This is a genomic window from Azospirillum canadense (assembly GCF_025961225.1).
In the GTDB taxonomy this organism is placed as follows: Bacteria; Pseudomonadota; Alphaproteobacteria; order Azospirillales; family Azospirillaceae; genus Azospirillum; species Azospirillum canadense.
Genome location: NZ_JAOQNG010000004.1, coordinates 389,506 through 401,455 on the forward strand (window position 1 = coordinate 389,506; position 11,950 = coordinate 401,455).

An 11,950-nucleotide genomic window follows, 5' to 3' on the forward strand; every position below is an offset into this window, starting at 1 on the left:
GGCGTCAGCCCCGCTTCGGTGCGTCGGCACCCAGCGACACGAAGTCGAGGCGGAAGACCGAGCCGCGCGGGTGCAGGCCATAGCCCTGGACATAGGCGCGCTGGGCGGCCAGCAGGTCGAAGAAGACCGGGATGACCGACGGGATCTCGTCGTGCATCAGCTGCTGCGCCTTGGCGTAGAGCGCCTGCCGCTCGGCCTCGTCGGTCTTGGTGCGGGCCTCCGCCACCAGGGCGTCGAAGGCGCTGTTGTTCCAGCGCGTCTCATTCCAGGCCGCGTCGGAGGTGTAGAGCAGCGAGAAGATGGCGTCGGCCGTCGCCTGCATGTTGTAGAAGCCGACGTAGAAGTTGCCCTTCTTCCACACCTGATCCAGGTATGTGGCGTGCGGCATGGTCTGCACCTGGATGCGGAAGCCCGCGGCCTTGGCCATCTCGCGGATGGCGACGGCAAGGTCGGTGCGGGTGCCCGGCTTGTCCGACGCGATCAGCGTCAGGTCCACGCCGTTGGGGTAGCCGGCCTCGGCCAGCAGCTTCTTGGCCTGGGCGACGTCCGCCTTGCGCAGCGGCATCTCCTTGTAGAAGTGGTAGGCCGGGCTGACCGGCGAATCGTTGCCGGGCGTGCCGTAGCCGCCGGCGACGAAGCCGACCATGGCGTCGCGGTCGATGGTCAGCGCCAGCGCCCTGCGCACGCGCACGTCGGAGAAGGGCTTCTGGTCGCAGCCCATGTTGACGTTCAGGAACTGGCCCGACGGCACGCGCAGCGTCTTCACACCCGACGCCTTGCCCAGCCGCTGGAACTCGCCGGGGGCGGTCGCCATCATCAGGTCGGTGTCGCCGGAGATGAGGGCCGAGGCCTCCGCCGTGCGGTCGGGATAGACCAGCACCTCAACGCGGTCCACGTAGGGGCGCGCGGGGTCGTAATAGGCGGGGTTGCGCTCCACCACGATCTTGCGGTCCGGCTCGAAGGAGACGAGCTTGAAGGGGCCGGTGCCGATGGCCGTGCGCGACAGGCTGTCCAGGTCGCCCTCGATCACCGCCGCGGGGATGATGCGGGCGTTGGTGTAGGCGAGCGTCACCGGCAGGTCGGCGAAGGGCGATTGCAGGCGGATCAGGACGGTGCGGTCGTCGCGCGCCACAACTTCCTTGATCGGGCCGACGTTGGTGCGGCCGGGCGAGGCGGTCTTGGGGTCGAGGATGGCGGTGAAGGTCGCGACCACGTCCTTGGCCGTGCAGGGGGAGCCGTCGTGGAAGGTCAGGCCGGGCCGCAGCGTGAAGGTCCATTCGGTCAGGCTGGCGTCGGGGCTCCAGGACTCGGCGAGGTCGGGCTCCGCTGTCATCTCCGGGCCGAGGCGGGTCAGGCCGGAATAGAGCAGCTCCGCCACCAGATATTCCGGGTTCACGCGGGTGCGCAGCGGGTGGATGACGCTGGCCGCTTGGTCGACGGAGATGCGCAGTACGCCGCCGCGCTTCGGGGCGGCCGTCTGGGCGAAGGCCGTGGTGGCCGGGCCGAGCAGGGCGGCGCCGGAGGACAGGGCGCAGACGGCGGCGGCGGTGCCGCTGAGAAAGAGCCGGCGGGTCACGGGGATCATCGAGCGAACTCCTTCTGCGAGGTCGGGGAAACGTTGGCGGCGTTTTGGGCGGCGTTTTCAGGAATGAGGTCCGGGGCGAAGCCGGCCGCGAGGTAGGCGAGCACGCTTTTCGCCAGGGCGACGATGTCGGTCAGCGTGGTGTGCTCGTCCGGGGAATGGATGTGCCGGTCGGGCCGGCCGAGGCCGGTCAGCAGCACCTCCTGCATGCCTGTCCGCTGCACCCAGCCGAAGTCGGAGCAACTGGAGGCACCCCAGGCGCGGAACTCCTCCGGCCGGTAGCCGAAGCCGGCCGACAGGGCGGCCTGCCAGCGCGGCCAGTGCGGACCGGTCGGGTCGGACGTCGGGGCGAGGTGACCGACGAGGTGGGTTTCGATCTGCACGCTGGGGGAGGCCGCCTTCACCGGCTCCATGGCCGCGGCGATGGCGCCGGCGATCTCCGCATAGGCGTCCTCAAACCGCTCCTCGGGCGCGTAGCGCCGCGACACCAGGATCTCGAACAAAGACGGAACCTGCCCGCCGGCCGTGCCGCCGTTGGCGGCGGCGATGTCCAATCGCGCGGTTAGCGGGCCGGTGGCTGTGGGCGGGGCCGGCAGGGTGGAGGTGCGGGCGGCGACCGTGGGCTTCAGCGCGGCGAGCGCCTGGAGCGCTGGCAGCGCGGCCTCGATGGCGTTGACACCGGCGCCGCTGTTGTTGCCCTCGCCCGCGTGGACGGTGTGGCCGTGGATGCGGACCAGCAGGTTGAACAGGCCGAAGCAGCCGGCCCAAATCCGCGGGGCGGCGGTGCCGTTGAAGTTCAGGATGTGGCCTTTCAGCAGCCCCAGCTCCGCCAGATAGCGGATGCCGGGGTACAGCCCGCCCTCCTCGTCGGTGCAGAACAGCAGCGTCGGGTCGTAGGCGAGGTCCAGGCCGCTGGCCTGTGCGGCGCGCAGCGCCAGCAGGACCGCGACGATGGTGCCCTTCATGTCGGCGGCACCCAGCCCGTAGAGCCGGTCGCCCTCGCGCGTCAGGGCCAGCGGATCGCGCGTCCAGCCGGGGGCGGCCGGGACGGTGTCCACGTGGAAGTAGAGCCCGAGAACGGGCTTGCCCGTTTCGCGCTCCCCAATGAGATTGGTGCGCTGTCCTTTCGCCCAGTTGCCGGGAGCCGCCCACAGCGCCTCCGGCACCACGACGCGCTGGGACTGGAAGCCCAGCGGGGCGATCAGCTCGTCCATCAGGTCGGCGAAGGCGTCGTAGCCGGCGCCGGGAGGAAAGGCAGTGTCGATGGCGATCATGCGCGCGAAGTCGGCGACAGCGCTTTCCGCCGCGCGCTCGATCCAGGCCATCGCGCCATCAAGGCTTTTCATGGCACCGAGGTCATTCATGGAACACACCGGGCATGGCTTCGGGCATGGCATCCACCGGGCTATTTCTATATTCTATAAAGAAATAGACGGCCGGACAGACACTTTGTCAATCGTCAAGTTTTGAGCAACAAAATGACCGATTATGAGGCGGCGGTGGCGAAAAAACAGGCAAGCGGGCCAGCAAGCGGGTTAGCCGAGCTTCCGGTGCCGCTGTACGAGCATGTGAAGCGGCGCATGGCGGAGGCCATTCTGCTCGGCGAATGGCCGCCGGGCATGGTGCTGCCGGGGGAGGTGGCGCTGGCCGCCGAGTATGGCGTCGCGGTGGGCACGATGCGCCGCGCGCTGGCCGATCTGACCGCCGACGGCATGCTGATGCGCCGGCGCAAGACCGGCACCATCGTCACCGGCCGCACGCCGCAGCACAGCCTGCGATTCTTCTTCCAGTACTACCGGATGCACGGCCCCGACGGCCGGCTGCTGACCTCGGAGGCGGAGGTGAGGCGCCTTGTGATCGAGCCGGCCACATCGGCGGAGGCGCTGCTGTTCGGAGAGGCGGAGGGGGAGCCGATGCTCCGCATCGAGCGCGTGCGCCGGGTCGACGGCCGGGCGGTGATGCGCTCGCGCATGGCGCTGGTTGCCCGCCGGCTGCCGAATTTCCCGATGGAGCCGGCCGAGGTGCCGCAGCGCCTGTACATCCACCTGCTCGACTCCTACGGCATCCGCATCTCCGCGGTGCGGGAACAGGTGTCCGCCGGCCTCGCCATCGATGAGGATCGCGCCGTCCTGGACCTGCCCGACCCGGCCGCCCTGCTGGTCATCGATGAGGAAGCGTTCGATCAGGCCGGGGCACTGACCATCGTCGGCCATCACCGAACGCTGGCCGACAACCACCGCTACGTCAACGAGGTGCGATGAGGTAATGGTCGGTCTTCGCCACTGCGAATGCAGTAATACGCCTCACTGAAAGTCAGAAAAACGGACAAAATCAGGCCTGCTATGCGGGCGAAACTCTGCCTGGTGGGCTCGTGGATGCTTCCATTTGTGGCGGTGCAGCGTTAAATCCGTTGTTCCGCTTCCGCTTGAAGGCAGTCCCGATGATCCGCTTGCCTCGCCTGAACCTCGACGGCTTTACGATGGCGTTGGCGGCGACGGTTGGGCTCGCGACTCTGCTTCCCGTGCAGGGCGAGGCGGCGGAGGGGATGCATTGGCTGGCGGATGCGGCCATCGCGCTGCTGTTCTTCCTGCACGGCGCCCGCCTGCCGCGCGAGGAGGTGATCGCCGGCATCGCCCATTGGCGGCTGCACCTGCTGATCCTCTCCCTGACCTACGTCGCCTTCCCGCTGATCGGCTGGCTGGTGGTGGAAACGATGCCGGCCAGCCTGCTGCCGCCCGCGCTGGCAATGGGCGTGCAGTTCCTCTGCCTGCTGCCCTCCACCGTGCAGTCCTCCATCGCCTTTACCTCGATGGCGCGGGGCAACGTCGCGGCGGCGGTGTGCAGTTCGACCCTGTCCAACATCGGCGGCATCCTGGTCACGCCCCTGCTGGTCGCGCTGTTCCTGAAGGTGCAGGGGGCCACACTGTCGCTCGACACGATCGGGACCATTGCGGCGCAGCTTCTGCTGCCCTTCGTCCTTGGCCAGGTTCTGCGCCCCTGGGTCGGCGGGTGGGCGGCGCGGCACAAGACGCTGCTGAAGTTCACCGACCGCGGATCGATCCTGCTGGTGGTCTATCTGGCCTTCAGTGAAGCGGTGGCGAACGGGCTGTGGCTTCAGGTTCCGCCGCAGTCACTCGCCGTGCTGTTGGCCATCGATTGCGTCATCCTGGCGATCTTCCTGGGGGGAACCACGCTGCTCACCCGGCGGCTCGGCTTCTCGAAGGCCGACGAGACCGCCATCGTCTTCTGCGGGTCGAAGAAGTCGCTGGTCAGCGGTGTGCCCATGGCCGGGGTGCTGTTCTCCCCGGCCACGGCGGGGCTGGTGCTGCTGCCGGTGATGCTGTTCCACCAGATCCAGCTGATGGCCTGCGCCGTCCTCGCCCGCCGCTACGCCGACGCGGCCGAGGCGCTGGAGCCGGAAGCCGAAGCTCCGGCCCCGCATCCCAGCGGCAAGCCAGCGCGGATCGCCGCCACCGCCCAGCCGCTGGGCCGTACCTGAAGCCTTAAGCCACGAACAGGCACCGGGCGGTCTGCGTCAGCCGCTCGGCGCCATGGTCGGTGACCAGGATCGTCTCGCTGAAGGCGATGCCCCAGGCCGACACGTACATGTGGAAGGTCATGCCCGTCTCCAGCACCCAGTCGGAGGTCGGCAGGAAGACGCGCGTGAAGTCGCTGGTGCGCGGCGTCGACGGCGGGTAGTGGCCGAGCGTGTAGCCGGTGACGTTGCTGTAGCTGTCGCGCAGGCCCGCGCCGAGGATACCCTCGCGGGCGATGGCGTCGACCTCCCGTGCGAGGGTGCCCGGCCGCATCGCGGCGAACTGCTGGTCCTGGATGTGGATCAGTGTTTCGGCGGTGTGCCGCTGCTCGTCGGTCGGCGCGCCGATGACCGCCGGGCGCATCAGGCGGGCGCCATAGCCGTTGACGGTGGGGATCAGCTCCAGGTGCAGGATCTCGCCGGCGCTCATCGCCCGGCTGTGCAGGTGGCCGTGCAGGAAGCCCAGCCCTGTTCCGGCGGTGATCGGCCCGGCGCGCCCGGTGTCGGCGCCCAGCCGGACGAAGGCGTGGCTGGCCGCGGCGGCGGCGTCGCGCTCGCTCTTGCCCTCACCGGCCACGGCGATGGCCTCGGCCATGGCGAGGTCGGCGATGGAGGCCGCCTTGCGGATGTAGGCGATCTCCGTCACCGACTTGCGCGCCCGCAGCACATCCAGGACGCCCGAAAAATCGACGAAGCGGGCGTCCGGCAGGGCGGCCTGGAGCGCCCGGAAGCGGCGCACCGTCATGCAGTAGGAGTCCTCGTCCAGCCCAAGGCGCACGCCGGCCCAGCCGTTCCGCCGCAGCGTGTCGGCCAGCACTGCGACGGGGTCCTCCCAATCGGCGAAGGCGACGTGGCGCGTCAGCCAGGTGTGCTCCTGGAAGGGGGCGACGTCGATGGCGCGCAGCACCATCACCGGCTCCCCGCTCAGCGGCACGAGGCAGGCGCGGTGCATGGTCTCGGACGGGCCGAAGCCGGTCAGGTAGGACAGGAACTCGGTCTGGTCGACGAGCAGGACATCGACGCCGCGCGCCTGCATCTGCGCGCGCACCGCCGTCAGACGCGATTCATACTCGGCGGTCGTGAAGAGGAGCGAGGTCGGCTCCGCGTTGGGTCGGGGCATTCTCGGCTTTCGACGATAGGTTTTTGACGCGGGGAATGGCGTGGCGCGGGGAAGGGAGGGGTGCCCGCGCGCTTCGGCCGCAGAGCGCGGCCGGCCGCATCGTCGACCAGGATCTCCGCCGGATCAAGCGGTTGTTGCGCTGGCCTTTGTGACCTTGGGCTTCCGCTTCTTTGGTGCGGGCGCTTCCGGCACGGCCGGGGCAGGGGCCACCATGCCCGCCGTGACGAAGCTGCTGATGGCCGTCATGATCTCGTCCGGGTCGTCCGGGTTGCAGACGCCGCGCGCCATCTCCTCCAGCCGGTGGGTGTCGGAAAAGGCGTAGAGATAGGCGCCGATCATCAGCGTGATGCGCCAGTAGACGTCCCGCTCCGACAAATGCGGCAGGGCCTCGCGCAGCGCGTCGGCGTAGGCGCGCGTGGACTCGTCGTAGGCCTGGTTGCGCAGCTTGTAGGAGATTTCCGGCGGTTCGGTGTGCAGGCGGGCGTGCAGCCGCATGAAGGTCCGCCCGCCGTCCGTCTCCCGCATCGACAGGGCCGGCATCAGGAAGGCGTAGACGATGTCCGGGACCGACAGCGGCTTCCCGGAGCCGCGCAGAACCTCCAGCCGCTGCAGGCGCTCCTCGGCGATCTGCCGGCCGCGCCGCAGGAAGACCTCCTCAAACAGGCCGTTCTTGGAGCCGAAATAATAGTTGATCAGCGCCTGGGTGACGTTGGCCCGCTCCGCGACGTTGCGCAGGCTGGTGCCGGCGTAGCCGAGTGCCGCAAACTCCACCTCCGCCGCGTCGAGGATGGCGTCGCGCACGTGGCTGGTGCCTTCCGGCCGGCCGGGACCGGCCCGCCGCCGTGGCGTCCCATTGGAAGGGACGTCGGAGGGGGACGGAGCGTCCTGGGGTTTGGTCTTCGCCTGGCTCATTCTCAACGCTGCGTCTCTTCCCAATCCTTCACCATACCACCGTCCCCCGCCCCGATCACAGGACCGATCACAGCGCGAGGATGCGCTCCGCCGGGACGACGTCGCCGTATTTCTGGGCGATGTCGAACAGGTTGGCCTCGTGTGGGCCGATGGCCCGGTCGCCGACGCAGTCCGCCATGACCACCGGCCGGAAGCCGTGGCACATGGCGTCGACGACGCTGGCCCGCACGCAGCCGCTGGTCGTCGCTCCGGCGATGAGAAGTGTCTCGACCCCGCGCTGAGTCAACCAAGGCGCCAGCCCGGTGCCGAAGAAGGCGGACGGGACGGTCTTGCGGACCACCAACTCGCCCTCCACCGGCGTCAGCTCCGGCACAATGGCGCTGATGGCCGCACGCTCGGTCAGGGTCTGCATGCCCGGCACCTTGATCGAGAAAATGTTCCCGTCGGAACCGTCGTCGGCGTAGACGATGCGGCTGTGCGCCACCTTCCAGCCGCGCTTGCGGGCCTTGGCCAGGACCTCCGTCGTGCGGGCGATGGCCGGCGGGATGTTGCCCCCGCCGAACACCGCCGGGTCAGCGAAGCCGTTGACGAAATCGACGATCAGCAGGCCGATCTGCCCCTGGATGCCCAGCGACCGGCCGAATCCCTGGCGCTCATAAACCTGCGTTTCAGCGGTGCTCATGCGGATACCTTCTTGGTCGTTTCCTTTTGGGCCAGGATCTTGCCGTCGCGCACGATCTCGCGTCCGTCCAGCGCCACGGTGCAGTTGCGCATGGGGATGTCGATGTGGCAGGCGGTGACGCGCGATCCGCCGGCCTCGTTGTTGGGCCCCATCGAGAACAGGAAGTTTCCGGCAAACGCGCGGGCGTCCATGCCCAGCGTCTGCTCCCGGTCGTAGAGGCCGAGCGTCGACCAGCGCGCGCGGGCCTGCGTGCCCCAGCCGACGTGGGAGATGGCGTAAGCCTCCGGGTCGTCGAAGGCGTCCATGTAGTCGTTCAGCAGGTCGGCGTCCAAGCCGCCGGTGATGGCGGTGACGAAGCCGTTTTCCACCGTCATCTCGATCTGCGAGGTCAGGTAGGACTTCATCGGCAACAGGATGTCGCCCTTGTCCAGCACGATGCGCCCGCTCGCCTTGCCCTCGTTGGGGAAGGTGAAGCTGAAGCCGCTCGGCCAGTGGTCCCAGCGGCCGGGCTCGTCCACGAAGCCGTATTCCTGGACCACGGGGAACTCGCCGATGGGCAGCCGCAGGTCGGTGCCGGCCTTGGAGGTGACGCGCATCTCCTTCGCGGCCTTCAGCAGTGCTGCGGCCTCACCCACGATCGCTTTGTCCTCCAGGCTGGGGAGCAGGCGGACCAGCACCTCCGGCGGTTCGACGGCCAGCAGGATCTTCGTGCCGCTGTCCAGGATCTCCATCTGCTCCGGCGAGAAGAGCAGGGTCATCAGGTCCAGAACGAGGTCGCTTTCCTTCAGCGCGGCCATGGCGGCGCGGTTGCCGGTCAGCGGCGTGGTGCCGAGATAGGCGAGGCTGTCGCGGCTGTGCGCGAACTCCGCGTTCACCGGCGGCAGGTCCAGCCGGTTGACCCGCGCGCCAAGGTTTCCGGCGGCGATCAGGGCGGTGCGCAGGGTCTGCGGGTGGGTGCTGTCGCTGGTCAGCGCGGTCACCACGTCCTGCGGCTTCAGCTTGGAGAGGGTCAGGACATGGGTCCAGGCGCGGACCATGTCGGCGTCGCTGACGGCCATGGATGCTCCCTTTCTGAACGGGGTTTGGTCAAACAGGGGTGCCGAGGAAATCGCCGAAGGCGCGGTAGAAGCCTTCCTCGTCGTCCCACGGGATCATGTGCCCGGCCTTTTCCACCCGGACGGTGCGGATGGCGGGCTGGAGGTCGCGGATCTCCGCCTCGTCCTCCGGCAGGATCACGGTGGCGCCGCCGGCGATCATCAGCAGCGACGGGCATGTCAGGCGCGGGAAGTCGGCGTGGATGTCGTCGGTCTGGAAGGCCTCGAAGGCGGTGACGATGGCCCGCTCGTCGCAGGTGTGCAGCCACTCCGCGCGCATGCGCAGTTGCTCGTCGGTCCAGGTCGGGCAGAAGGGCCGCATGGCCTCCAGGTCGGCCCCCTGCCTCATCAGGCGGATGGAGTCCACGTACCAGGGCAGCTGCGCCGGGTAGGGCCGGCGGCCGGGGCCGGACACCGGCGGATCGACCATCACCAGCCGGGCCGGCGTGGCGCCGTGCCGGCTGACCGCACGCAGGCCGATGCGGGCGCCCATGCTGTGCCCGACCAGCGCGTAGTCTCGAAGGCCCAGCGCCTCGGCGAAGGCCGCGACGTCGGCGGCCATGGCGTCCAGGCTATAATCCAAGCTGTCCGACGCCTCCGACAGGCCGCGGCCGCGGATGTCGAGCACGTAGGTGTCGAAGTTGCGGCCGAACCGCTCCCCCACGAAGCCCCAGGTGACCGCCGGGCTGGTGATGCCCGGCACGATGATCACCGGGCGTCCTTTCCCGCCGTAACGCAGGTAATGCTGGCGAATGCCGTTGGCGCGGACGTTGGCGCCGTACCGGTAGGTGCTGGTCATCATCCCACCCCTCAGTAGGCGCCGGAGAGCAGCGCGCCGGCCCCCGGCACAAAGGTTTTCAGGTCGAGCGCCTTCAGCATCGCGTAGGTCGTGGCGACCGCCGCGGTGACCACCGGCTTGCCGGTCATCGCCTCCACCTGCGGGATGGCGGGCAGCGAGGGCATCTGCACGCAGGCCGACAGGACGACCGCGTCGACGTTGGACGTCTCCATGCCCGCCACGATCTGCGGCAGGCGGGCCGGGTCGTGGCGGCCGACCTCCAGGTTGTCGGGGATCTCCAGCGCGCGCCAGTCCACGACTTGCACGCCCTCATGCTCGATGTAGTCGACGACGAGCTGGGTCAGCGGCTTCATGTAGGGGGCGACCAGCGCGATGCGCTTCGCCCCAATGACGTGCAGCGCGTCGACCAGCGCGCCGGCGCTGGTGATGACCGGAGCGGCTCCGCCATTCTCCTGGGTGCGGGAATGCAGCCGCTCCTGCGAGGTGCGGTGGTAGCCCTTGCCCATGCTCATGATCGCGACGAGGCAGGCGTAGCCCAGCACGTCCACGCGGGCGTCGGACAGCTCCAGGGCGCAGCGGTCGGACTCCGCGTCCATGGCCGCCAGCTCCTCCTTCTTCACCGTCTTCATGCGCATGCGGCTGGAATGGAAGGTGAAGCGCGTGCCGTGCGCCAGCGCGTGCGCGGTCAGCATCGACGGGATTTCCGTCTCCATGGTCGTGTTGGAGCTGGGGACGATCTGGCCGATGCGGTGGGTCTTGGTGTGCATGGTTGATCCTTGGGGATTTCTTTGAAGGGCCGGTTTTCACCACCAAGGCACCAAGACACCAAGTGAGAGGCCCGGCCCGGAACGCTGACCGGAGCCGATGCGAAAGCACTATGGAGCTTCTTGGTGACTTGGTGTCTTGGTGGTGAATCCTCGCGGCGAAGCTTTGGCGTCAGGCGGCCAGTTCGGGCTTGGCGGCGACGGTGGGGCGGAAGGCGCGGGCGTCGTACTGGTAGACCCAGTTGGCCTGGATGCCGGTGGCCTGCGGGTTGAACAGGCCGCGCACCCAGTACATGAAGTCGCGCTTGGCCTGGGCCAGCGGGGAGGGCAGGTGGTAGGTCCGGCCGCGCTCCCGCGCTTCCAACTGCACGCGGCTGGTGCGCGGCAGGCGCTCCGCCTCGTAGTCGCGGAGCGCCGAGGCGACGTCGCGGCCGTGCCCCTTCAGGGATTCGGCCAGAACGTAAGCGTCCTCGATCGCCATGGCGGCGCCCTGCGACAGGAAGGGCAGCATGGGGTGGGCGGCGTCGCCCATCAGGGTCACGCGGCCCTTGGACCAGGTCTGCATCGGGTCGCGGTCGAACAGGCCCCACTTGTAGACCTGATCCACGCGGCTGAAGAGGGTTTCCACGTTTCGGTGCCAGCCGCGGAAGGCGTTCAGCATCTCCTCCTTGCTGCTGGGGGCGTTCCAGGACTCCTCCACCCACTCCTTCGTCTCGGCGACCGCGACGATGTTCACGGCCTTGCCGCCGTGCACGTAGTAGGTCACGACGTGGCTGTGCGGGCCGAACCAGAAGGAGCTGTCGGGGCTGACGAAGTCCACCACCCCGTCCACCGGCACCACGGCGCGGTAGCACATGTGGCCGGTGAAGCGCGGCGCCTCCTCCCCGAACAGGGCGGAGCGCACGACGGAGCGCACGCCGTCGGCGCCGACGATCAGGTCGGCCTCGAACTCGCTGCCGTCGCTGAAGGTGGCGACGGCGGTGTCCTTCTCCTGCCGCACGCCGGTGCCGCTGACGCCGAAGGTCGCCACGCTGTCCGGGACCAGGGTCGCCAGGATGGCGTGCAGGTCGGCGCGGTGGATGTGGATGAAGGGCGCGTCGTACAGCACCGGGCAGGTGTCGATCAGCGGCGTGCGGAAGCTCTCCCGCGCGGTCTTCCAGTTGCGGCCGACCAGCGCCTTGGGCAGGAAACCCGCCTTCAGCATCGGGTCGAGCAGGCCCAGCGACTTGATGACCTTCACGGCGTTGGGGGTCATCTGGATGCCGGCGCCGATCTCGCCGAAGCCGGGCGCGCGTTCGAACAGGCGCACCTCGAAGCCGCGCTGGAGCAGGCTGCCCGCAAGCGCTACGCCGCCGATGCCGCCGCCGACGATGCCGATACGCAGTGTCTTTCGCACTCTTGCCTCCTGAACTCGGGCTGCGGCCGAATTTAATCGGCCGATTGTTTAATTAATGGGGCGGGA

General features: G+C 68.9%; 11 protein-coding genes. 2 read left to right on the forward strand and 9 right to left on the reverse strand.

Annotated features, from left to right (window positions below):
• Positions 1 to 4 precede the first annotated feature (4 nt).
• Both M2351_RS23360 and M2351_RS23365 read right to left on the reverse strand, forming a co-directional pair.
• Positions 5 to 1,585, reverse strand: a complete 1,581-nt coding sequence (locus tag M2351_RS23360) for an ABC transporter substrate-binding protein (protein WP_264658451.1) — start codon at positions 1,583 to 1,585, stop codon at positions 5 to 7.
• Positions 1,582 to 2,946: a M20 family metallopeptidase gene (locus M2351_RS23365; RefSeq protein ID WP_264658452.1), complete on the reverse strand. Its 1,365-nt coding sequence runs from the start codon at positions 2,944 to 2,946 to the stop codon at positions 1,582 to 1,584. Before M2351_RS23365 ends, M2351_RS23360 begins: the two co-directional genes overlap by 4 nt.
• A 114-nt stretch (positions 2,947 to 3,060) precedes the next feature.
• On the opposite strand from M2351_RS23365, the gene M2351_RS23370 reads away from it, so the two are divergent.
• On the forward strand, positions 3,061 to 3,843 hold the full coding sequence (locus M2351_RS23370) for a GntR family transcriptional regulator (protein ID WP_264658453.1): 783 nt from the start codon (positions 3,061 to 3,063) through the stop codon (positions 3,841 to 3,843).
• A 179-nt stretch (positions 3,844 to 4,022) separates the two neighbouring features.
• Positions 4,023 to 5,081, forward strand: a complete 1,059-nt coding sequence (locus M2351_RS23375) for a bile acid:sodium symporter family protein (protein WP_264658454.1) — start codon at positions 4,023 to 4,025, stop codon at positions 5,079 to 5,081.
• Between the two features lie 4 nt (positions 5,082 to 5,085).
• On the opposite strand, the gene M2351_RS23380 is transcribed toward M2351_RS23375, so the two are convergent.
• From M2351_RS23380 to M2351_RS23410, 7 genes are all read right to left on the reverse strand, one after another.
• Complete coding sequence (locus tag M2351_RS23380) at positions 5,086 to 6,237, reverse strand: M24 family metallopeptidase (protein ID WP_264658455.1); 1,152 nt, start codon at positions 6,235 to 6,237, stop codon at positions 5,086 to 5,088.
• A gap of 123 nt (positions 6,238 to 6,360) precedes the next feature.
• Positions 6,361 to 7,038: a TetR/AcrR family transcriptional regulator gene (locus M2351_RS23385; RefSeq protein WP_264658456.1), complete on the reverse strand. Its 678-nt coding sequence runs from the start codon at positions 7,036 to 7,038 to the stop codon at positions 6,361 to 6,363.
• A 178-nt stretch (positions 7,039 to 7,216) separates the two neighbouring features.
• On the reverse strand, positions 7,217 to 7,831 hold the full coding sequence (locus M2351_RS23390; protein ID WP_264658457.1) for an isochorismatase family protein: 615 nt from the start codon (positions 7,829 to 7,831) through the stop codon (positions 7,217 to 7,219).
• A complete protein-coding gene (locus M2351_RS23395) occupies positions 7,828 to 8,889 on the reverse strand; it encodes a M29 family metallopeptidase (protein WP_264658458.1) in 1,062 nt (353 codons plus the stop codon). Before M2351_RS23395 ends, M2351_RS23390 begins: the two co-directional genes overlap by 4 nt.
• Positions 8,890 to 8,917: 28 nt before the next feature.
• Complete coding sequence (locus M2351_RS23400; protein WP_264658459.1) at positions 8,918 to 9,727, reverse strand: alpha/beta fold hydrolase; 810 nt, start codon at positions 9,725 to 9,727, stop codon at positions 8,918 to 8,920.
• Positions 9,728 to 9,735: 8 nt separating this feature from the next.
• The gene (locus tag M2351_RS23405) at positions 9,736 to 10,491 is read right to left on the reverse strand and encodes a maleate cis-trans isomerase family protein (protein WP_319801916.1); all 756 of its coding nucleotides are present in this window, start codon (positions 10,489 to 10,491) and stop codon (positions 9,736 to 9,738) included.
• A 169-nt stretch (positions 10,492 to 10,660) separates the two neighbouring features.
• Positions 10,661 to 11,884, reverse strand: a complete 1,224-nt coding sequence (locus M2351_RS23410; RefSeq protein ID WP_264658460.1) for an FAD-dependent monooxygenase — start codon at positions 11,882 to 11,884, stop codon at positions 10,661 to 10,663.
• Between the last annotated feature and the right edge of the window lie 66 nt (positions 11,885 to 11,950).